General features: G+C 56.7%; 18 protein-coding genes. 6 read left to right on the top strand and 12 right to left on the bottom strand.

All coding sequences use genetic code 11. The features are described 5' to 3' along the window. Positions 1-19 precede the first annotated feature (19 nt). Both trmH and I6N98_RS07365 read right to left on the bottom strand, forming a co-directional pair. Positions 20-712 (bottom strand): tRNA (guanosine(18)-2'-O)-methyltransferase TrmH, encoded by a 693-nt coding sequence (trmH, locus tag I6N98_RS07370; protein WP_198571137.1) that lies wholly within the window; start codon positions 710-712, stop codon positions 20-22. After that, entirely contained in the window at positions 709-1,137 is a 429-nt protein-coding gene (locus I6N98_RS07365; protein WP_198571136.1) for a hotdog fold thioesterase, read from the bottom strand. The genes trmH and I6N98_RS07365 overlap by 4 nt, the downstream gene beginning before the upstream one ends. A gap of 261 nt (positions 1,138-1,398) precedes the next feature. On the opposite strand from I6N98_RS07365, the gene I6N98_RS07360 reads away from it, so the two are divergent. Continuing rightward, positions 1,399-2,547, top strand: a complete 1,149-nt coding sequence (locus I6N98_RS07360) for an acyl-CoA dehydrogenase family protein (protein WP_232787496.1) — start codon at positions 1,399-1,401, stop codon at positions 2,545-2,547. Between the two features lie 88 nt (positions 2,548-2,635). Here the strand turns inward: I6N98_RS07360 and I6N98_RS07355 are convergent, their stop codons facing one another. Together I6N98_RS07355 and I6N98_RS07350 are read right to left on the bottom strand one after the other, a co-directional pair. Next, positions 2,636-3,040 carry a nuclear transport factor 2 family protein gene (locus I6N98_RS07355; RefSeq protein ID WP_198571135.1) on the bottom strand — a complete coding sequence of 135 codons (405 nt, stop codon included), beginning with the start codon at positions 3,038-3,040 and terminating at the stop codon, positions 2,636-2,638. 18 nt (positions 3,041-3,058) lie between these two features. After that, positions 3,059-5,227 (bottom strand): TonB-dependent receptor, encoded by a 2,169-nt coding sequence (locus tag I6N98_RS07350; RefSeq protein WP_198571134.1) that lies wholly within the window; start codon positions 5,225-5,227, stop codon positions 3,059-3,061. 128 nt (positions 5,228-5,355) lie between these two features. On the opposite strand from I6N98_RS07350, the gene I6N98_RS07345 reads away from it, so the two are divergent. Next, positions 5,356-6,351: a YheT family hydrolase gene (locus I6N98_RS07345; protein ID WP_198571133.1), complete on the top strand. Its 996-nt coding sequence runs from the start codon at positions 5,356-5,358 to the stop codon at positions 6,349-6,351. 40 nt (positions 6,352-6,391) lie between these two features. Here I6N98_RS07345 and I6N98_RS07340 read toward each other — a convergent pair whose 3' ends face one another. Then, on the bottom strand, positions 6,392-7,258 hold the full coding sequence (locus tag I6N98_RS07340; RefSeq protein ID WP_198571132.1) for an HpcH/HpaI aldolase/citrate lyase family protein: 867 nt from the start codon (positions 7,256-7,258) through the stop codon (positions 6,392-6,394). A gap of 178 nt (positions 7,259-7,436) precedes the next feature. Here I6N98_RS07340 and I6N98_RS07335 point away from each other — a divergent pair, with 178 nt between their 5' ends. The 4 genes from I6N98_RS07335 (at position 7,437) to I6N98_RS07320 (ending at position 12,996) form a co-directional block, all read left to right on the top strand. Further along, a complete protein-coding gene (locus I6N98_RS07335; protein ID WP_198571131.1) occupies positions 7,437-8,717 on the top strand; it encodes an imelysin family protein in 1,281 nt (426 codons plus the stop codon). A 148-nt stretch (positions 8,718-8,865) separates the two neighbouring features. After that, entirely contained in the window at positions 8,866-9,948 is a 1,083-nt protein-coding gene (locus tag I6N98_RS07330) for an imelysin family protein (protein WP_198571130.1), read from the top strand. Positions 9,949-9,950: 2 nt separating this feature from the next. Beyond that, complete coding sequence (locus tag I6N98_RS07325) at positions 9,951-11,336, top strand: multicopper oxidase family protein (RefSeq protein WP_232787495.1); 1,386 nt, start codon at positions 9,951-9,953, stop codon at positions 11,334-11,336. Positions 11,337-11,424: 88 nt separating this feature from the next. Continuing rightward, entirely contained in the window at positions 11,425-12,996 is a 1,572-nt protein-coding gene (locus I6N98_RS07320; protein WP_198571129.1) for a GGDEF domain-containing protein, read from the top strand. A gap of 58 nt (positions 12,997-13,054) precedes the next feature. Here I6N98_RS07320 and I6N98_RS07315 read toward each other — a convergent pair whose 3' ends face one another. The 7 genes from I6N98_RS07315 to I6N98_RS07285 all read right to left on the bottom strand — a co-directional run bounded on the left by I6N98_RS07315 (position 13,055) and on the right by I6N98_RS07285 (position 20,657). Beyond that, the gene (locus I6N98_RS07315; protein ID WP_198571128.1) at positions 13,055-13,528 is read right to left on the bottom strand and encodes a DUF2505 domain-containing protein; all 474 of its coding nucleotides are present in this window, start codon (positions 13,526-13,528) and stop codon (positions 13,055-13,057) included. Between the two features lie 161 nt (positions 13,529-13,689). After that, positions 13,690-14,103 carry a DUF6691 family protein gene (locus tag I6N98_RS07310; RefSeq protein WP_232787494.1) on the bottom strand — a complete coding sequence of 138 codons (414 nt, stop codon included), beginning with the start codon at positions 14,101-14,103 and terminating at the stop codon, positions 13,690-13,692. After that, positions 14,100-14,540 carry a YeeE/YedE family protein gene (locus tag I6N98_RS07305; protein ID WP_198571127.1) on the bottom strand — a complete coding sequence of 147 codons (441 nt, stop codon included), beginning with the start codon at positions 14,538-14,540 and terminating at the stop codon, positions 14,100-14,102. Before I6N98_RS07305 ends, I6N98_RS07310 begins: the two co-directional genes overlap by 4 nt. A 138-nt stretch (positions 14,541-14,678) precedes the next feature. After that, complete coding sequence (locus I6N98_RS07300; RefSeq protein WP_232787493.1) at positions 14,679-16,172, bottom strand: DUF3336 domain-containing protein; 1,494 nt, start codon at positions 16,170-16,172, stop codon at positions 14,679-14,681. Between the two features lie 35 nt (positions 16,173-16,207). Further along, complete coding sequence (locus I6N98_RS07295) at positions 16,208-17,518, bottom strand: serine hydrolase domain-containing protein (RefSeq protein WP_198571126.1); 1,311 nt, start codon at positions 17,516-17,518, stop codon at positions 16,208-16,210. Between the two features lie 252 nt (positions 17,519-17,770). Next, positions 17,771-19,426 (bottom strand): EAL domain-containing protein, encoded by a 1,656-nt coding sequence (locus tag I6N98_RS07290; RefSeq protein ID WP_232787492.1) that lies wholly within the window; start codon positions 19,424-19,426, stop codon positions 17,771-17,773. A gap of 13 nt (positions 19,427-19,439) precedes the next feature. Further along, a complete protein-coding gene (locus tag I6N98_RS07285) occupies positions 19,440-20,657 on the bottom strand; it encodes a sensor histidine kinase (protein WP_198571124.1) in 1,218 nt (405 codons plus the stop codon). Between the last annotated feature and the right edge of the window lie 76 nt (positions 20,658-20,733).

Here is a 20,733-nt window from a genome sequence, read left to right as displayed (position 1 = left end):
TCATCCAGACAGGTGAAGGCTAGTGCTGCTCTTCAGCTGCGCGGATTTGCCGGTACCACTCAGCGGGCTCATCAATCTCGCCATCATCTTTGAGGGGGGGATAAGCCAGCCCTTTGGAGCGACAAAAATCCCGCACTTCGGGGTGTGCCCATTCGAATAGGGTGCGCTGGTAGACCTCTGGCGCCAGCCTGGGACGATCGTAGAAGCCGGCGCGCTGGCGCTGATATTGCGCCTCGGAGAGGATGATCCCCCCCGCCACCGACACATTGTAGGACTGCACCATGCCCTGCATGGCGATGGTGATGTGCGCGTCGGCGAGGGAGCATGCCAGCTCACTGACGCCCCGCTTTTCCGCTCCCAGCAACACCGCAGTCGGCCGGGTGTAATCGGGCTCCCGGTAGTCCACCGCCTGGTCGTCAGTATGGGCCGCCAACACTTGAAAGCCCTGGGCTTGCAGGTCGGTAATCACTGTGGCGATATCCGGGTGGCGGTGTACTTTCACCCAACTGTGGCTGCCCATGGCGGTACCGCGAAAGGCACGGTAATCCTGGTCGCCAATTACTGCATGCATCTCGGCGACGCCGGCGGCATCGGCCGTGCGCACGATAGCTGACAGGTTGCGCCCCTTGTGGACGTTGTCAGTCACCACGGTCAAATCCGGTTGGCGGCGATCCAGCACCGACCGCAGGCGTTGATAGCGTTCCGGTGTCATTTTTTAACCGGGTCTACCACTGCCATGGTCAGGCGAGAGATGCATACTGGGCGCCCCTCTTTATCGGCAATGCGGATATCCCACACCTGGGTCGCCCGCCCGGCGTGCACCGGACTGGCGGTGGCATAGACCCGGCCCGAGGTCACTTTGCGGAGGTGATTGGCATTGATTTCCAGCCCCACTACCGCTTTGCCCTCCTCGGCGATCAAACTCGCCGCGATACTGCCGGCGGTTTCTGCTAGCGCCACTGAGGCACCGCCGTGAAGGATGCCATAAGGTTGGTGAGTGCGCTTGTCCACCGGCATCGAGACCACTAGATTATCGTCGTTGATCTGCTCCACGCGAATATCCAGGGTTTCCCCCAGAGTATCGACCAGGTGGCCATTAAGCTCCTCCACAGAGACGTTGCGCTTCCAAATTGACATCGTATTCTCCTCATCGCGTCGCCTATCGGCATATACTGGCGGGGCGGGCCAAGACCTTTGCGTCAAAGGTAAAGTCGGCGCGCCAACTTACTGATTTAATTAATCTACCGGGGCTTGGGGCTACGTAATAGCTGATACTTGGCCAAGCCGTTCGGAATGGTGGCAACGAAAGTTATCTCTGTTAACATTCCGAAAACCGTGTAAATTTACCACAAAGCTTCCGGACACCAGAGACGATCTCAAGAACAAAGGAGAAATTGCATGAGCACCATGCCCCGTAAAATCTATGATGAAGAGCATGAGCTGTTTCGCAGCTCGGTACGCAAATTTCTGGAAACCGAAGCCGCGCCCTACCATGCCCAGTGGGAAAAAGACGGCCAGGTAGACCGCCAACTGTGGATCAAGGCCGGAGAGCAAGGCTTCCTGAGCCCCACCGTTAGCGAAGAGTACGGCGGTGTCGGTGCCGATTTCCGCTACAACGCCATTGTTGACGAGGAAGTGTCTCGCAGCGGCTTTACCGGCATTGGCTGGGGTCTGCACTCGGATATCGCGGTGCCCTACATTTGCCGCTACGGTAGCGATGCCCAGAAAGAAAAATACCTGCCCAAGTGTGTCAGTGGCGAGATCATCACCGCCATTGCCATGACCGAGCCCGGCGCAGGCTCCGACTTGCAAGGTATTAAAACCACCGCCGTTAAAGATGGCGACGACTACATCGTCAACGGCTCAAAAACCTTCATCACCAACGGCCAGCTCGCCGATCTGGTGGTGGTCGTGGCCAAAACGGACCCCAGTGCCGGCAGCCGTGGGATCAGCTTGTTCCTGATCGAAGCCGGCACCCCGGGCTTCTCCAAGGGCAAAAACCTCGAGAAAGTGGGCATGAAGGCCCAGGATACCTCGGAGCTGTTCTTCCAGGATGTGCGCATCTCCAAGGATCAACTGCTGGGTGAAGAAGGCAAAGGCTTTGTCTATTTGATGCAGGATCTGCCCCAGGAGCGACTGAATATCGCCATTGGCGCCATCGCTAATGCTAAGTCTATCCTTGAGCAGACCATCGATTACGTCAAAGAGCGCAAGGCCTTTGGTACCGAGGTCGCCAGCTTCCAAAACACCCAGTTTAAGCTGGCGGAACTGGATACCGATGTCACCGTGGCCGAGGCCTACGTCGACCGCTGCATCGAGCTGCACCTGGAAGAAAAGTTCGACGCCGTGGCCGCAGCCAAAGCCAAACTGATGGCGACCGAGCTTCAGGGCCGGGTGATCGACGAGTGTCTGCAATTGCACGGTGGCTACGGTTACATGTGGGAGTATCCGGTTGCTCGTGCTTTCGCCGACGCCCGTGTGCAGCGCATCTACGGCGGCACCAACGAGATCATGAAACTGATCGTGGGCCGCGACCTGATCAAGTAAGCACTGCCAGCCGCGCACACGACAAAGGGGCCTGTTGGCCCCTTTTTCATTTTACCTATGGCTGGATAGGCCCGACTGAACCGCCCACTTATCCCAACTGGGCCATTACTGACTCATAGTCCCAAAATGCCCGCAGGGACACCAGTTTGCCCTCAGCGTCGGCTCGGTAGACAACAACCATATCTACCACTACCCGCATGTCGCCAGGCATGGTGTTGACCATGTGGACAACATTGGCACATTCATCACCGGCGGGGTGAGAAGACACAACCTGGAAATCGATGCTGCCAGGTGCGATGACGGTATCCCAAAAAGCTTCAATCGCCGCCTTCCCACGGTGCCCCTGCCCCGATGGGTCGAGGGGCGACTCCCCCACTGGGTCTTCCAGCACCGCGTCCTCGGAAAACAACGATAACCAGCCTTCTTTATCGCCGGCTGTCACGTATTCGCCAGATCGCTGGCTGGCTGTTTTAGCTAAGTGGGCCAAACCCATGGCATGACTCCCTATCCCTTAAAAACGCAACGTGACATCGAGACCGACGGTTTCCGGCTCGCCAAAATAGGCGGCGTGGTAGGTGCCCAAGCTAATGGAATGCACCTTGTACTCCTCATCGCTTAGGTTGCGGCCCCATACCGCGACTTCGAGCTGGCTGTCGCCCACCGGTATCTCCGAAAGCGAGACCCGCGCATTCACCAAGCCGTAGTCATCCAGGAAGAAACCGTCCAGGTCGTCGTTAAAGGCGGTACCGTAACGCTCGTCCCGCCAGCTGTAATCCACCGACGCTTTAAGTGCACCCAAGGGCGTCTGAGCCTGGTAATCTAGCCCTACGGTATAGCTGTGCTCCGGTGCATAGGGCATCACGGCACGACCAGCGATATTGTCGCCCTGGGTGGGGCTGCCATTGCGCTGATCGATGTACTCCACAAAATCGGCGTCGGTATAGCCATAGGACAACTGTAGCGTCAGCCCAGGTAGCAATACCGCCATCAGGTCCATTTCCAGACCGTCGATCTCTGCCTCACCCACGTTGTAGACGTCGGTCAGGAATATGGTGGCGTTGTTGGTAATCTGTTGCAGCTGCATGTCCTCGTATTCAGCCCGGAATACGGCGGCGTTGAAACTGAGGCGATTGTCCAGCCAGGTGGACTTTAGACCGGCTTCATAGGAGATCAACTGCTCTTCGTCAAAGGGTGGTTGAAAACCCGCTTCGGTGCTGCGCACATTGTAGCCGCCGGCCTTATAGGCGCTGACAACTTTGGCATAAGTGCTGAGGTCCTCATTCCAGTCGTAATCTACGGTCAGGCTGGGGTTGAAGTTACTCCACTCTTTACTGCCGGACTGCTTCCCGTTGGTGAAGTAAATCGTGCTGTTCTTGGTGGCGGAGCGATCATCAACGGTGTAACGGCCGCCAAGGGTCACATCCAGCTTGTGCTCTAAGGCCGCTGGTGACCAGGTCGCCTGACCATACAAGGCGTAGGCCTTAGCTTCGGAATCAATTACACGATCTTCAACCGGTGCTGGAGTGAAGGTGGGCGGTAGTGGCACCGTATCAAACTCCTCTTCCAGCCCTTCTTCCTCGAAGTAGTAGAGACCCGCCACATAACGCCACTCGGGACCATGCTCACCCACCAGCTGAAATTCTTGGGAAAACTGCTCTTGCTCTACGGTAACGTTAACCCGGAATCCCGGTGCGCCGCCGCCATAGTCTTGCACAATGCTCTCGTCGAGGTCTCGGTAGGCGGTGATGGATTTCAGCACCCCCACCGAGGTATCCAGGGTGGCAATCAGTGTGTGGCCGCTAACCTCAGTATCGCTGGGCTCTGTGCCCCCGCTCCATGCCCCCTTGCCACTGCGTTTTTCCTGGGTGGGCGGTGCCTGCCCCGGCACCACGGTCACTGTGGGTTGGTAGTAATGCTGCGGGCCGTCTATCTCAGAGAAGTCGTAGGCATAATCGACGGTGAGGCGATCACTGACGTCCCAGCGCAGCGCCAGTCGGGCGGCTTCTTTTTCTTCCTCACCAAAGTTTTCGCCCGAGCCAGTATTTTCTACCCAACCATCGTGGCCGGACACCAGATAGCTCAGCTTGGCCGCCACCGGGCCCATCTTCCCACTATCCACTTGGGTCAGTGAGCGGTAGTGATCGCGACTACCGGTGCTCAAGGTTTGACGAAAAGCAAAATCCTCAGCCGGCTTGGCGGTAATTAGATTGATCGCCCCACCTGTGGTGTTGCGGCCGTAGAGCGTGCCTTGGGGGCCCCGCAGTACCTCTATTCGCTCAAGGTCAGCCACATCGCTGGTCAAACCGATACTGCGCGCCACATAGACGCCGTCAATGTACACCCCAACCGCGGGGTCCTGGGTGGACTGACTGTCGTTGTTACCGACGCCCCGCATAAATACCACCAGGGAACTGCGGCTATTGGGGAACGGGGTAATAGTGACGTTGGGCGCCAGGCCGTCAACATCTCCCAAGTCTGTGACGCCAAAGCGCTCGAGCCGTTCTGAGGAAAACGCCACCAAAGAGATGGGGGTGTCCTGCAGGGACTGCTCTCTTTTTTCGGCGGTTACCAGCACCTCCTCGAGAGCGAGGGATCTGTCCTGGGCAATTGCCGATGTTGAAGTTAATACCGTAGCGGCACCCACAGCCGTAGCCAGGATGTGGCGGCGAAACAGTTTCATGGTCATCTCCCGGAATATTATTGTTAAAGTAAGGACTCTCAAACGACAAAATAGTCGCAGTAATACACGCCAATCAGCCATAATCCGTTTGGCTTAACGCCCTGCACAGCAAGGAAACAACTGTCTCTATGAGTGAATTTTCACCCCCAGGCGCCCTGCGAAATCCCCACGTACAATCGATATTGGCGTCGACCCGGCTGCGGCGATTGCGCTTACTGCCGGCCACTAAGAACCTGTTGCAGGCCAGCAAGTCGGTGGTATTGGACTGTGGTGACGGCCACCAGTTATTGGGGGAATACTCGCCCCAGTCCACTCGCAGCAGGGGCTTGGTAACGCTGATTCACGGCTGGGAAGGCAGTTCCCGCTCCACCTATTTGCTTTCGGCGGGCAGCGCGCTGTATCGCGCCGGCTATGACGTGTTTCGCCTTAACCTCCGGGACCACGGCCCCAGCCACCACCTCAACCACGAGCTATTCAATTCGGCGCGCTTAGACGAAGTGGTGGGCGCCATGCGCGCTATTCAAGACAATTACGGCCACGACTGGCAGTTTCTGGCGGGCTTTTCGCTGGGTGGGAATTTTGCGCTGCGGGTGGCAGCCCGGGCCGCTGACGCCGGTCTGCGCTTGCAACAGACCGTGGCAATCTGCCCGGTAGTCGACCCGGCCAACACCATGGATGCCCTGGAAAAGGGTTGGTGGCTCTACGAGAAATACTTTGTACGCAAATGGAAGCGCTCGCTGAAGCGCAAACTGGATTTTTATCCCGACCTGGGATACCGACAACACCTGCTGGAATTAGACGGCCTGCGGGCAATGAATGAGTACTTTGTCCCCCACCATACGCCCTTCCCCGACGTCGAGACCTACTTCCACAACTACAGTCTGCTTAACGGCGCACTGGAGACACTGGCAACCCCGGCCCATATCATCGCCACCCAGGACGACCCCATTATTTTGGCGGAGGACATGGCACGTCTGCCGGCCCACGACTGTCTGTCCCTGGAAATCAAACCCTTCGGCGGGCACTGCGGTTTTGTCAGCAATTACCGGCTCGACAGTTGGCTGGATCAACGGCTGATTGAGGTGATTAACCTGCGCCGCTACGATCAGGCGGCGGCGCAATAGACAAGACAACCTGCTGTTACTTGCCGCTAGTCCCTTGCCGCTAATCCCTTGCTGATAGGGCTTCATGGATGGCCAACACCCGCATGGCCTCCTCCACGTGCAGAGACTCCACCAGCTTGCCATCCACCAGTACCACGCCCTTGCCCTCGGCTTCGGCCTGCTTCCAGGCTTCGCGAATTCGCTCGGCGCGGCTGACCGCCTCCGCAGAAGGTGAGAATGCCTCATTGGTGGCGGCAATTTGCCGGGGGTGAATCAAGGTCTTGCCGTCAAAGCCAAGCTCGACACCCTGCCGGCAGGCCCGGGCCAGTCCCTCGTCATCCTCCAGGTCCAGGTGGACGCCATCAAAGACATCGACACCATTGGCGCGAGCGGCCAACACACTGGCGCTCAGGGAGGCCAGCAAGCCCAGGCGATCAGCCGTATGGGGAACGCGTAAATCCTTTGCCAAGTCTGAAGTGCCCAGCACAATGGCGTCCAAACGCGGGTCGGCCCCGGCGACGTCGTCGATATTGAGAATACCCCGGGGCGTTTCGGCCATCGCCCAGAGTTTTAACGCTGAGGCGGCTCCGGCCTGCTGAAGCACTTGAACCACCGCGTGAACTTCCGCCGCGGAATCCACCTTGGGCAGGCACAGAGCCGAGATTGGCTGATGAGCAAAGGCCTCTATATCCGCCCGGCCCCAGGGAGTGTCAAAACCATTAACCCTCACCACCAACTCGCGGTGACCGTAACCGCCGGCCTGCACAGCACTCAGCACTTGCTGCCGCGCTAACTCCTTCTGTCCGGGCGACACAGCGTCTTCCAGGTCAAGAATCAGCACATCGGCATCTAAGCCGCGGGCCTTCTCCAAGGCTCGGGCGTTAGAGCCGGGCATATACAACAAAGAACGACGCGGCGTAACAGACATGACTGGGCTCCCGGCAAAAGCGACATTTTAACACAATACCGACACACAAAAATTGCGAATCATTATCACTTGCCGATACACTATCACCCGCAATATTTTGCGATAATGCTTTTTCACTATTCCGATTAGCTGTGTCGTGGCCACACCCCATGACAGCCTGGAGACCGGAGCCCAATCGATGTCCCCTTTGATCCAGCCCCTGCGCTACTTTTCAGTCCGTATTTTGGCCCTGTTTGTCGCTCTGTTCGCTAGCTATTCCGCTAACAGCTTCGCCAATAACACTGCTCCAAAACCCGAGGCGGTGGTCAGCCACTACGCCGACCTGGCCTTCGCTATCTACAGCGATGCCCTGAGCAGCGCTGAAGCTCTGCAAGTCGCCATTGAGCGCTTGCTGGCAGCGCCCAATGAAGCCCATTTGCAGGCAGCCAAAGCAGCCTGGCGCGAAGCCCGGATTCCCTACCAGCAGAGTGAAGTGTTCCGTTTTGGCAACCCTGTGGTGGACGACTGGGAGGGCAAGATGAATAGCTGGCCCCTGGACGAGGGGCTGATTGACTATGTCGCACCGGGCTATATACACGCCCTGGGTAATATCGGCGCGCAACTGAATATCATCGCCAACCCCAAGCTGCAATTGGGCGGCACCACCATCGACGCCAGTAACATCACCCCGGACCTGTTGCGGGACCTCCACGAGCTGGCCGGCTCCGAAGCCAATGTTGCCACCGGTTATCATGCCATCGAATTTTTGCTGTGGGGGCAGGACCTCAATGGTCACCAGCCCGGTGCCGGCGAGCGGCCCTGGACCGACTATGCACAAGGCGACAACTGCACCCATGGGCACTGCCAGCGCCGTGGCGACTATCTGCGCGCCGCCACCGAATTATTGCTGGAAGACTTAAAATATATGGTGGCCGAGTGGTCGCCAGAAGCCAACGACAACTACCGCGCAACGCTGCTGTCCCTACCCACGGACAAAGCCCTGGCCCGCATATTGTTTGGTATGGGCTCACTGTCACTGGGTGAGCTTGGCGGCGAGCGCATCAAGGTCGCCCTGGAAGCCAATTCCACCGAGGACGAACACGACTGCTTCAGCGACAATACCCACTGGTCCCATTACTACAATGGCGTGGGGATACAAAATATTTACCTGGGCCGCTACACCAGCTTGGCCGGCAAACAACTCTCCGGCCCCGCCATTGGCGACCTTGTAGCCGCACAAAACAAAGATGTGGACGCTGCCACCCGCCAGGCGCTGGAGGATACAGTGCGCTCCCTCACCGCGCTGACTAAACTGGCCGAGCGCGAGATCGACCCCATGCCCTTCGACCGCTTGATCGCCGAAGGCAACGACACGGGCGCCCAATTGCTGTCACAGATTCTCGATAACTTGGTGGTACAAACCCGGCAGCTGGAAAGTGCTGCCGCCGCCATCGACATAAATCCCAACGCCACGCTCTAGGCAGCACCTCAGTGCATGGCAGCCGGGGCTGGGAATTTGCCCGCCCTGGCGCCAAAATAGCATCCCGAGTCGCATCATCCCTTCAGTCGAGAACCGCTTGCCCATGACTTTGCTGTCCCGCTCTCTTATTTTTTGGCTTGCTACTGTCGTGACAGCAGCCCTCAGTGCCTGTAGCCCACCGCCAGAGCAGCAGGCAATCAAAGGTATGGTGGAACACAGCATACTTCCCGCCTACCGACAATTCGCCTCAGCAGCCAGTGACCTCTACCGCCAGACAAACACCTTTTGCGAGGCCCCCAACGCGGAAAATTATCGCGCCACACAGGAAGCCTGGCGCCAGGCGGTGCAGGGTTGGTCGGCGATCCAGTTCCTGCAGTTCGGGCCGCTGATGATCGATAATCAATCCTGGAAGATCCAATTTTGGCCCGATAAGAAAAACCTGATCGCCCGCAAGACTGAAGCACTGCTGGCCAGCGACGACGCGCTGGACATTGCCCGGGTCGATCGGGCCAGCGTGGTGGTGCAGGGGCTTTCCGCAATGGAGTATCTGCTGTTTGACACAACTGGTGGGCAACTGACGCGCTATAACAGCGATTCACCCCGCCCCTGTCAGGCCTTAGCAGCCATTGCCGGCCACCTTCAGCAAGTCGCTTCCCGACTCAATCACGCCTGGCAGCCGGAGCTGAACAACTACGCGGCCAAGCTGTTGTCCCCGGGGGCCGATAACGATGAGTACCCCTCTCGGCAGCAGGTACTGGTCACCCTGCTGGACAGCCTGGTTTACGGGGTGGAGTTGATCAAGCGGGATAAGCTGGAACGTCCTCTGGCCATTCCTGGTGACGGCGGTTTCCCCCAAGCCTACGTGCTGGAATGGTGGCGCAGCCAGTATTCCAAAGAAGCCGTTATCGCCAACTTGCAACACCTCCGAACGCTCTATACCGCTGGGCAAACCTTTGGTATCGATGACCTGATTGCCCACCAGCAGTACGCCGATCCTCCCCATCAAGCCCTGGCGGAGGCCATCACCAATCAGTTTGATGCCGCACTTAACAAACTGGCCGCCTTCGACACCAGTTTATTTTCTGCTGCCAGCAGCTCGTCAGACCCCGAGCTGCGGCAAGCCCTGTTGAACATTCACAGCGATATTGACGCACTGCTACACCTGCTGGAGGACGACTTACCCAAAGCGATGGGCCTCAGCTTAAGCTTCAATGCCAATGACGGAGACTAACAGTGTCGAGTAGACGCGATGTTTTGCGCTTAGGTGGCCTGGCCGCGGCAGGCATTGCACTGCCGCGTTTTTCCCTGGCCATGGCCAATCCTCAGGTCGATGACTACGACTATATCCTCACCGCCGAACCAGCGCGGAGTGAAGTTCTCGCCGGCACAGAAAGCGATATTCTGGGATTTAACGGCCAATTCCCCGCTCCTGTTATCCGCGCTAAACAGGGCCAGCGACTGCGGATTCGCTTTATCAATAAATTGAACGAGCCCACCACTATCCACTGGCACGGCATCCGCATCGACGTAGCCATGGATGGCGTGCCCTACCTGACCCAGCCCCCAATTCCCGCCGGGGGCGAGTTTCTCTACGATTTTGTCTGCCCCGATGCCGGCACCTTTTGGTACCACCCCCATATGAATAGCGTTAAGCAGCTGGGTATGGGTCTGGTGGGCGCCCTCATTGTCGATGAGAGCAGCGCTACGCCCTATCGGGATGTGATCATCGGCCTCAAGGATTGGCGTCTAAAATCCGATGGCACCTACCTACCCTTGTCATTGCCCCGAGAAGCCGCCCGCGCCGGAACTCTGGGTACCGTCGCCACGGTTAACGGCCGACAGCAACCGGTCATTCCCGTGCCAGCGGGCCAGGCTCTGCGATTGCGCTTTCTCAACATGGACAACACGCGGGTCTATACCATCGCCGTCGATGGTCGCGAACCTGTCTGCCTGGCTCTGGACGGAAGCCCATTGATACCGGCGCGCCCCTTCAAACAAGAGGCCATCGGTGCCGGCATGCGGGTGGACGTGGGCTTGATCGCCCCCACCGAGCCAGGTACAGAAATTGTCATTCACGATATGAAAGGGCGCTTTGGCGTCGAACTGTGCCGACTGCGTACCGTCGTCGAAGAAGGGGCTGCCGAGAAACCCGACAAAACGCTTCTCAGCCTGCCACCCAACCCTATTCCAGAGCCGGACCTGGAACATGCCGAAGCCCTGAGCTTTGTCTTTGAATGGCAGGGAGCGCTGTCGCCGACGTCGGCGGAGGGCGAGGTCAATCACAGTTTCTGGTTGATTAACCGCCGCGCCTGGGACAGCCATGCCGGCGCCGACCTTCCAGCGCCATTGGCAAGGCTAGAGCTAGGCAAAACATATGTGATCCAGCTTCACAACGCTACGCCACACCATCACCCCATCCATCTTCACGGCTTTATCTTCACGGTGCTGTCCTCTGACAAGCGGGATATCGATCCGTATCAGTGCGATACCATCCTGCTTGAGAAAAACGAGCGAGCGACAATTGCCCTCGTCGCCGATAACCCGGGACGCTGGATGTTCCACTGCCACGTGATTGAGCACATGAAAACCGGTCTAATGGGGTATATCCACGTCGCATAGGCAAAGAGCGGACTGAAATCCCCTACCGCATGTAATGCGCGCGACCACCTCGCCATGATAAAATTGGCGCTCAGTCCTGGGAGGACTCATGTCCCTTAGTGCCAGAGCCACCCTACTCGCCCTCTTCGTCATGCTGGCTACCGTCACAGCAGGCTATCTCGCGCGTGAAATGATCCTCAACCCCAAGCTGCTGGCAATAGAGCACCACAACGACCTTCAGGATATCAGTCGTTTCCGGGAGAGCCTCAATCGTTACCAACAAAACCTGGAAGACCGGGTAAAACGCATTCTCTCCGTGGCAGGCTTTTTGGAAGCCTTGGGCGAGACGGTCGAGTGGCGACCTTTTTTACAAGAGTTGGCCCGCATCGGGGGATACGAAGAACTCGACTACTTTATTCTGTCTGACGATGCCGGGCAAAATAGCGTGCTGCGCACCGCCGAATTGGCAGACAAGTACCAGGCCCCCCCTGCCGCTGGCGCCATGAATGAAATACTCAAACACGTTCTGCCCAGGTTGGAGGGCCATACCGGTGCCGCCATATCGGGACGCTTTTACAGTGAATCAGATGGCCCGCTGGTCTATGCCGCCACCCGAACGACATGGAGTAACAACCAGCTGCCAACCATCTACATTGCCATTCGTAGATTGAACCGAGACTTAATCAAGCAACTGAATCAGCAACTTGGGCTGGCTGCCTCCATCACCAGCCAGGGAGAACTCAACAGCGCACTAAAACGCTATAAGGTGCCCCTGGATAAGCGAACTCCGGATAACACCCTTTACACCCACGTACAGGGCGATGCCGGCAATGCCATCGCATCGCTGCGATTTGAAACCGGCCCCAGAGCCTTTGACGACAAGATTTTCAGCCCGACTTTTCTGGCGGCGATGAGCTTTGCGGTAGTCGCCTGGGCCGTCGTTCTGCTTCTGATGCGGCGCAGTGTCATCTATCCCATTCGCGATCTGGCAACGCAAATGCGATTGATCAGGCAGAACAGCAACTACAGCCAGCAGCTGAAAGTGTCGCTGGGAGGAGAATTCGACCAGTTGGTTAAGGAATGCAATGAACTGTTGACCCACGTTGACGGCCACACTCGGCAACTGGAGACCTTTTCATATAAAGATGCCTTAACTGGCCTGGGCAACCGGCGCCTGTTTCAAGAGCGCCTGGATTATCAATGGCGACTGGCCAAACGAAACAGCCTGACCATCAGTGCGGTGGTGTTTGATCTCGACTACTTCAAACAGTACAACGACAGTTATGGTCATACGGAGGGGGACATCGTCCTGCGGGAATTTGCGCAGGTCCTGGAGCAAAACTTCACCCGCGACACGGATGTTATCGCTCGCACCGGTGGAGAAGAGTTTATCGCCCTACTGCTTGATGTTCAGGAGCAGGACGCCTTTAACCTGGCTGATAATGCATTGAGTCAGTTGCGTCGAAGAGCGATCCCCCACTCAGCAAGCGGCGACGACAGCAAAGTCGTCACCGCCTGTGCCGGCGTCGCCTCTATCCTGCCCACCGACCAGCAATCTGCGGAAACGCTGATTCGCCAGGCTGACGCGGCCTTGTACCGCGCCAAAAACGCCGGCCGGGATCAAGCTATGCGCTACCACCCCGCTGGCATCTTTTCCCTACAGCGCAATGCAGATCAGTAATCGCTGGCGCCCCTGAGCCTGCTGAGCGCATAAGCCTGTTTAGAGCAAGTAAATCGGCCTAACCCAAGGCCTTAATCAAATAGTCCAGTTCTGCTTCTGCCCCTTTGTCGGTCTCGGCCAGAATAAATTTTTCCACCTTGCCACCCACCAGCGGGATTTTCGCTTTGCAGTAGTGGGTTATTTCATACACGCAACCATCGCCATCCGGTTTCAGTGAGAAGTCCGCACTGATCTTCACTGGCTGACCCTGTACTTCAACCTGCAGCGTGCCAGTCCAACCTTCGCCATCCCACTGCCATTGTTCCACGAAACTTAGGGACTGCCGGCTATTAAAAACCTTGGCCAGCACCGATGGCAGCTCCCGCTCTACATCCCGCGACATGGTCACAGTGGCGCTGTCGTCATCGGTTTCAATCTCACACTCGGCGTTAAACTCCCCAAGCGCTTCACTGCGGTCTACACGAAATTGCGGATCAGAAAGCATCTCCCACACCGTATCCAGGTCGTGGTCGATGGTACATTTGACGGTCATACCGGTTCCTTATTGGCTTGCTTGTTATTTTGATTTTTGACTTTTTATTACTCTCACAGCGCCGCCACGACACAGTCATGACGGCGCTGTGTAAAAGAAGTTTAGCGTAGATCGACAGGCGCGCTTAGTCCCACCGCGCCATTCATCTTACTGCAGCAACCTCAGCGCTCAAAGAACTGCCGATAGACGATCATTCCCACCAACATAGACAGGGCAAACACCACAAACAGTCCATTTCCGGCCAACAGTGCTACCAGAGCGGGAGCAGGACACAGGCCACTGAGCCCCCAGCCTACCCCAAAGATAACCGCACCGCCCACCAAGCGGGCATCAATATCACTGCGGGTGGGGAGGGAAAAAGACTCAGCAAAGGCCGGCTTTTCCCGCGCCCAAACCCAGCGATAACCAATGCCCGCCACGGCCAACGCAGCCCCCATAACCAGCGCCAGGCTCGGGTCCCACTGACCGAAGATATCCAAAAAATTTTGTACCTTGGCGGGATTGGCCATACCCGATAAAGCGATACCCGCGCCGAACAATACCCCTGACAGAATGACTTGCAAATAACGCATCATAGCCCTTCTCCCAGCACGTGGCGCAGAATAAAGACGGTCACCATGCCGGAAGCCATAAAGGTGCCGGTAGCCACAATGGAGCGCGCCGATAGCCGGGAGATACCGCAGACGCCATGGCCCGAGGTACAACCTGATCCGAGCCGGGCACCAAAACCCACCACAATCCCGCCGATCACCATCATCGTTGTCGATGCTACGGGCACGCTGTTAGCCAGGGCCCCCGTCGATAACGCCACCAGTGCGGCGCCGACGAACAATCCCACAACAAACAGGAGCCGCCAGTTGCGTTCCCAACCTTTTTCCATGGCCGCACCGGCCACAATCCCGGAAATACCCGCTATCCGTCCTATCGAAAACATCAGCAACACTGCGGAGCCGCCTATAAGCGCGCCTCCCAGCAGCGAAGAAATGGGTGTGAATGCCGTCGCCTCTACCATGGTTTCCTCCAAAATGACGCCACAATACGGGAGCCATAATATACCCCCCTAGGTATATTTTACCAGACTCCAGCATTGAGATTAGCTACCGCCTGAAAGCGCCCTTAGCTGGGCCAGAGCAGCAGGTCGAGAGGCTCCCTAAGCCCGCTTAAAGCGCGCCATCTCCTCGGCGATATCCGGATGGGAGCGGGACAGACGGCGAGACTCTTCGTCTTCGTAGCGTTCCAGTATGGTCTTTAGCCGGCGGCTGACAGCGGTGCAGGTGCGGATCATTTCCAGCTTGGGCCAGGTCGCTCGCTCCCCTTCCAGAACCAGAAAACGCAATTGATCACTGGTGATTTCGGTCAGTAATTTAGCGGGATTAAAGAAGCGATAGCGAGGGATGATATTGACGTCGCCGGTATACTCCTGAGACACCAAATCATTGGCCATATTGGCCATCCGCCGGGCCCGGGGGAAACTCCGCAGGTAGCGCTGTGCCAGCACGTTGCCGGTGCGACAGACCTCCTTGGCGCTGCGCATTGCAGCGTGGCGCAGAGAGCTTCCCAGCCCAGCTTGACTGGCTTTACTGTCGTGCAGCAACCACAGCACGATTGGGTTGGTCTGACTGACGATAAAGTGGTTGACGCCGTAGAGACGGGACAGGCGCTTGGCGGGCAAATCGTCACTGAAAGAACCATCTATCCAGCGGCGGCTGGCCAGATACGGCTGGGGATGCCCCATGACATTCTTGGCTTCCAGCATCACCGGCGGGAAGGCCCCCGGTACCGCACAACTGGCAAGGACGGCCTTGCGGATATAGACATTGGGCGAGGCAATGGCATTGAGCAAACGGGATTTTTGATGCACATCCGACGGCGACACCGAGATATTGATATAACGTCCAGTGCGCTCAAATGCCTCCTGGAAAGTCATATCCGGCACCATGTCGGCAATTTTTTCAGTCAGGCTGCGGTGATTGATGCGGGGCGTCGCACCGGACTTGCCACCCTGGACCAGGCTGGCATCGGTATTGAGCATCTCAATCAAATTTTCGATGGTGAGGTAATCGGTCAGTTCTTCGTTTGTGCGGGTCCCCAGTACCGCCGCGATCAATGATCCGGCGCTGGCGCCGGAGATCACATCCGGCAACAGGTCCTGCTCAAGTAGCGCTTTCACCACACCGAGATGGAAGTTTCCCAGCACAGCGCCACCACTGAGCATCAACGCTGACTTGCCGTAGCAGCGGTCGGCACGGCGAAAAAAGTCCAGCCGTTCACTAAAATCCGGCGTGTCGCCGTCAAAGTCTGCCAAGTGATCCAGGGCGTCGGTGATGGCGTCGATATAGTCGTGTATCAGCTGTTTGGTACCAAACTTGGCCCGGTTGTACAAAACCGGTTTGCCCATGCCCCCGAGGTTGCCGTGAATGCCCTCATTCAGCGAATATAACAAGCCGTGGCTATCACCCCGCTCTCGAAAGTGCTGCAGGCGCTGAAGGCGCGAGCGAATATTCATATAGTCGTACAGACTGCTGCGATCTTCCTGCCGCCATTGCGCCAAGCCCGAGCGGTTGTCGTGCAGCTGAGCCAACTCCTGCCACTCTGCATAGCTGTTGGCATCGAGCATATTTTTTTCGATTTGCTTCAGAGACACGGGCAACTCCCTGCTTCCATGAGTGGGTCTGGTGGCTAGCGGGCAGCGTCGTAGGAGGGGCGCTGACTCCGCCACTCTTCCATATCAACACACGGGTAGCAATACTGATTGACGGTATCGATAAGACGCAGCATCGAGCCGAGATGACTGCCAATTACCGGTTTACCGGACGTCAGTATCGCCACCGATAACTCCCGTTGAGGGTCCGCCCAACAGAATATATTGGAAAAACCAATGTGGCCAAATGCATTGGGAGAGTGCCTGCCAAACATCCCGAAGACCCTGCCACCCAGCATGGCGCCGGCGCTATAGCGCACAGGAAACACCAACGAGCGGTCAAACTGTGGCGGCGCCGCTTCCCGGGTCAATTGGTTCACCGTCAAGGGCGACATCACCGACTTGCCCTGCCACTGACCATTGTCCACCAACATTTCAAAAAAGCGACAGGCCTCTTCTGCAGTGGCATAGAGGTTCCCGGATGGGACCTGGGCACTGAGAAATTCCGGCTTGTTGGAAATTTCCACCGCTGCATCCACTTTCGCACCGAGGATTTTTTCCAACTGCCAACCCACCGGTCCGATATTGGGCAGGCCCGTAACGAGGTTTTCTGCCGCTTTGTGGTGAACACTCTCGGGCAGACCAAAACTGAAATAATCCATGCCCAAAGGCTTGCGGAAGACCTTGTCGTTGTACTGATTGATATCCAAACCAGTCACTACACGCACCAGTTCGGCGAGAATAAAACCGCCAGTAAGGGCGTGATAGGCCACTACCCGGCCATCAATATCCAAGGCCTTTTGACGACAGATAATCTCGAGGGTTTTCTCGGTGTCGTAGAGGGTCTCTACCGGGACATCGTCCGGGACACCCGGTACACCAGCCCGGTGGCACAGCAATTGGTAGATGGTGATATTGGCTTTGCCACCCTGGGCGAACTGGGGGATATAGTAACTGACTGGGTGTAGAAGGTTAATCTTGCCCTCTTCCGCCAACTTGTGAATCAGAGCCGCCGCCACCACTTTAGAGGCGGAAAACAGACATACCGGGGTATCCAAGGTTGCCGGTCGCGGCTGTGGCGCGTCAAAATCGCCAGCATAACCAATGCAGCGGTTTAGCAGCATGTCACCGCCGCGACGCAGGCAGATACTCACCATTGGATGCATGCCACTGGCGTAAAGCTTCTCGCCAAGCTGCCAAATCTCTTCAATATCGTCCTGGGGTATAGCTTGGCGGTCAGCAGGAACCTCCCTGGCATCTTTATGGAAGTTCGCCTCATCAACGACAGGCAGGTTGTGGCCACGCAGTACGCGTCGTTCGAGAGAGTGGAGCGGGCGTTGGAACAACATTATTGACCTTTTATCGGTGCCGGGGTTACAGATTTCTAACCTGTCTTATACCACGATCACCTTTTAGACACTATTGTCTAATATACGGCCATCTAACTGCTAGGTCCCTAAAGCCCAGGTCCACAAAACCCAATTACCTAAAGCCTAGGTCCCTAAAACCCAGGTCGCTAGAGACTAGCTTCCTAACAGTAAGCCCTGGGGCAGGCCGAGCAGCACAGACGGTCAAGACAACGACCTTCAGCTGTCGACAGTCTATGCTTGCAGGTCCGAGAGTGGCTTAGGCCCCCCGTAAAGATGCCCCTGCATAAAATCCACGCCGATGTCCCGCAAACGCTCCACCACCACAGGCCGCTCCACGAATTCGGCAATGGTGCGTTTGCCTAAAACATGGCAGATGTCGTTGATCGAGCGAACCATGGCCTCGTGGACCTGATTCTTATCCAGATCGTGAACAAAAAGCCCGTCAATTTTGACAAAATCCACCGGCAGCTCCTGAAGATAAGCAAAGGACGACATGCCGGTACCAAAGTCGTCCAGCGCAAATTGCCCGCCCAGCTCGTGGATTTGCTGAATAAAGCGTGTCACCACTGCAAAATTGGTAATCGCCACTGTCTCGGTAATTTCAAAGCAAATCACACTGGCATCCACATTGGATCGCTGCAGACTGCGATAGACAAATTCCAAAAACTCTTCCTGACACAAGGATTGTCCGGAGATATTAATGGAGAACATCGCCTTGGACATGATCTCCTGGGGCAAGGAGGAAATAAACTCCATCATCGTCTTGATCACCCAGCGATCGATTTGGGGCATCAAGCCAAAGCGCTCGGCCGCTGGTAAAAATTGACCGGCACCAAGTAATTCCCCGTCCAGCTCCATTCTCACCAGCAGCTCATAGTAGTGGCAATCCTTGCCATCATTGATGGGCAGGATTTTTTCTGTCACCAGCGAAAACGCATCCCGGCTTAGCGCATCATTGATACGGTGCACCCAGTCCATGTCGTCGTGCAGGCGGCTGAGCTGTTTGTCCTGAGTGTCATAAACATGCACGCGACCGCGGCCACTATCCTTGGCGGAAAACAGCGCCACATCGGCCTGGCTCATCACCGCCTCTCGGGTTATTTGCCCCTCGTCGATAAGCACCACGCCCACGCTGATGGAGACCCGGTGGGCGATGCCACTCCAGATAAAGTTCATTTTGCGCACCGCTTTGACCAGTCGCGTCGCCACCGAGCGGGCTTCAAAAACATCGACGTTACTGAGCAGAATGGCAAACTCATCGCCGCCGGTGCGACACAGAACATCACCAACAAACAATTCGGTGCGAAGACGCTCGGCAACGCCTTCAATCAAATTGTCCCCGGCGCTGTGACCACTGGTATCGTTGATCAGCTTGAACTGATCAATATCCACATAGAGCAAAGCATGGGTACGGGAACTGGCAACAGCGTCGTCCACCAAGTTTTCCAGGCGCAGTTCAAACTCCCGACGCCCCGGCAAGCCAGTGAGGGAGTCGCAGCGCTCATCCAAGGCCAGGGCCAACTCTTCGGCGTCGAGTTGAAACATCAATAAACTGAAGCCTTCGGTACCCTCCTCGCCCACTACTGGCGCGATTTCGGTCCGCCATTCACGACCGGCTGCCGTAGCTGCTCCGGCCACCAATGCCCTGAGTCCCTCAGGGCGGGTCGTGGCATCGGCAAAAGAGAGAGGACCGCTTTCGCTTTTGAAAATAAGAATGTCATCGATGGCGACCCCGACGGCAATAAGCGGCCGGGAATGCTGCTCTGATCCCTCCTTGCTATCGGCAAAGCAGGTCTCGGCAGTGCGATTATAAAAAACCACTCGCCAGTCCAGGTCGATGCCGATGACGGGATCTTTGAGACTGTTTAATAAACTCTCAACCTGCATCACCACCTCGACACTACTCCTCCAACGGCAAGGTAAAATAGAAGGTGGCGCCCTTACCCGGTATCGATTCAAGCCAGATTTTGCCGCCGTGCCAGCGCACGATCTTTTCGCAAATGGCGAGACCTACCCCTGTAGCATTGTTGCCATTAAGGCCCTCATCCCGATGGAACAGGTTGAACAGACTACGGTGATATTCGGGGCTGATGCCCACGCCATTGTCACTCACGCTAAACAGCCAGTTGCGCTCCTTGGTCACGGCCTTAATAGTAATATCCGGAACCTGGTCATCGGCGTAGCGAAGCGCATTGGAAATCAGATTCTGGAATAGCTGTATCAATTGCCGACGACAGGCGTAAACCCGCGGCAGAGTATCGCAGTGCAAATTGGCATGACTGGCGAGAAATTCATCGCCAAGATTGGTCAACACATCATTGATCACAGCGTTGCAATCGACCATTTCCCGAGACTCATTGAAGCGCCCCGCGGATGTCAGCGAAATCAACTTATTGAGAGCGGACTGCATCTCGTCGACGCTGCCCTTGACCGCCATAACATCCTCGGCCACCTCGGGGGGCGAGATTTCTGCCGCCCGACTACCGATGCGCTTCATCGCATCCACAGCTTGATTCAAGGGCACCTGCAAATCACGGGCAACCAGGTGCGAGAGTTGCTCAACTTCGTTAACCAAACCGATTAGTTGATGGCGGCTGCGGGCGAGCGCCACCAAATCCCGATAAGACGACAATGCCGTGTAAATAACCGAGAACAAACGGTCCTGTGTTAATTCTGTTTTAGCCCGATAGTCGTTGATATCGTAGACTTTGAGCACACGCCGCTCTGGCGCCAGTCCGGGCTGCCCGGTGCGCAGGACAATACGGACAAAGTGGTTGCCCAACTCTTGGCGGATATAACGCGCTACTTCTAAACCGGCGTCGTCGGTCTCCATCACAACGTCCAACAGGACGATAGCGATATCCGGGTGCTCGGACAGCAGCTGGCGCGCCTCTGCACCACTGTAGGCCGAAATAAAATCCAGGTGGCGGCCGGCAAAACTGAAATCGTGCAGGGCGAGCCGGGTCACCACATGCACTTCTTCTTCGTCGTCGACCAGCAAAATCTTCCACGACTTTTTGGCCGCTTCGCGAACAGCCGGATCGATGTCTTCACGGGCAAGACTCAACCCACCGACTGCGTCGACTGAATTGTCTTGACTGGCTTGATCAGCAGCCATAACGAAGCGACTCCATCACACTATAAGGACGCGGTGTCGATAACGACAACCCATATTGGTACAACTGGATTATCCG

This window comes from Spongiibacter nanhainus (assembly GCF_016132545.1).
Taxonomy (GTDB): Bacteria; Pseudomonadota; Gammaproteobacteria; order Pseudomonadales; family Spongiibacteraceae; genus Spongiibacter; species Spongiibacter nanhainus.
Note: the sequence above shows the minus strand (reverse complement) of the source record. Positions and strands in the feature narration are given on the sequence as shown.